1 protein-coding gene is annotated in these 1,693 nt (G+C 42.4%); it reads right to left on the reverse strand.

Going from position 1 to position 1,693, the window contains the following annotated elements; translation table 11 throughout:
* Positions 1-43: 43 nt before the first annotated feature.
* On the reverse strand, positions 44-1,369 hold the full coding sequence (locus A0J48_RS26335) for a D-alanyl-D-alanine carboxypeptidase (protein ID WP_200327524.1): 1,326 nt from the start codon (positions 1,367-1,369) through the stop codon (positions 44-46).
* Between the last annotated feature and the right edge of the window lie 324 nt (positions 1,370-1,693).

Here is a 1,693-nt window from a genome sequence, read left to right on the forward strand (position 1 = left end):
AAGCAGGGGAGGCAGGGGAAGCAGGGGAAGAAAAATGAGTTCTTTATTGATTTCTATACAAAATTTCATTGCGGCTGGGTAAGCCTAATTTTGGTATAGAATTTTTCGGTGAGTGGGGAGTGAGGGCTGTAGGCACACTAGCCGATACTTGCAATTGTTTGACCAGGTGTTGTAAAAGTTTGTCTTGTTCAGTGCGGAAACTCGACACATTGTAACCACGATTGATAATAGCAAACCAAACTAAACCGCGATCGCGTGTGGGGACAACTCCTGCTAAGGCACTAACATCACTGAGAGTTCCAGTTTTCATCACAGTTGCCATTGGTAAATGTCTAGAGTGCAATGTTCCCCGGTGATCTAAACCAGACATCGGAAATAAATCAGCTAAAGTTAAATTGTGGACAGATGCTTCCCGTTGTAGTGCCATAAACATAGCACAAACGGCTCTGGGGGAAATGCGATTTTCTCTTCCCAGTCCAGAACCATTAATTAATTGAATTTCTGATTGTGGGACATTAGCAAGGTTAGCTGCTGTGGCTTTGACCATATTTGCACCTCCTACCGACTCTGCTAACATTTCCGCAATATCATTATTACTGTAAACATTCATCTCCTTAATCAATTCCTTCAACGGTAAGGAGAGATGCCGCACTAATATAGTTTGTTTAGGATTGGGCTGTGCTGCAACTTTCACAGTACCTTTAATGACAACTTGGGGTTTAGGTGTTCCCTTAGGCATAATTGAGTATTGGTAAGTTACAGAACGATTCCAACTTTTGTAATCTAATGCTTGTTTAAGTAACTGACCTGCTAACAAAGGCTGACGCTGGAAATTCATGGCAAAATTGCCAACAATCACCAAATTACCCTTCACCTGCTTGATACCGATTTTGTTGAGAGCATTACCCAGTGCGATCGCTTCCTCTCCTACAAACATCGGATCACCACTACCAGTAATCACCAAATCACCATTCACTACCCCATTGACTATAGGCCCTGTAGCACTCACCAAAGTCTCAAATTGATGGTTTGGCCCCAAAGTTTTAAAAGCTGTTAATGAAGTTGCCACCTTAGTTAAAGAAGCAGCCGGTAGAGGAATTGTCCCTTGGTGATTAGCCATTAACATCGGACCCGACTGCAACCAAATACCCTGTTGCTTAATCAGATTTTGGTCTACCAACTTAGAGGTCATCAAGTCCTTAAGATATTCCTGCACCGTCATGGCTCCCGCTGGGTTTGGATCAGGGGCAATAACAAAGCCAGGACTACTTTGCCAAGCCAATGCATCTAAAGCATTTAAAGGTTGGATCTTAACTCCAGCCATATCCAGCCAAAGGGAAACCAAACCTGAACCTAATAATTCCAGCATATTTAATTCCTCTATCTTTGCTCAGATGTCTAAATTATTGTTAATTGTGTCGGCAGACTGCTCTTTTTCCTATCTGGAAAGCTGGCCACCAGGAAAAATCAATAATTGACAGCTTGAATATACAATTTCTATCTCTGCCATCAGCATTGAGTCATAATAGCTGGCGTTTTGTACATTGGGAAGTAGGAAAGAGAAATTTATGAAGAAGAATTCAGGAGTTTAGGAGTTCAGGAGTTCAGGAGTTCAGGAGTTCAGGAGTTCAGGAGTTCAGGAGTTCAGGAGGAAGAATTAATTTTTCTTCCCCTACACCCCACACCCCACACC

It is taken from the genome of Sphaerospermopsis aphanizomenoides BCCUSP55 (genome assembly GCF_001586785.1).
Taxonomy (GTDB): Bacteria; Cyanobacteriota; Cyanobacteriia; order Cyanobacteriales; family Nostocaceae; genus Sphaerospermopsis_A; species Sphaerospermopsis_A aphanizomenoides_A.

What these genes read in the sequence shown, in the direction of transcription:
- A0J48_RS26335 (WP_200327524.1), bottom strand. Translation starts at nt 1,369, where the DNA reads ATGCTGGAATTATTAGGTTCAGGTTTGGTTTCCCTTTGGCTGGATATG.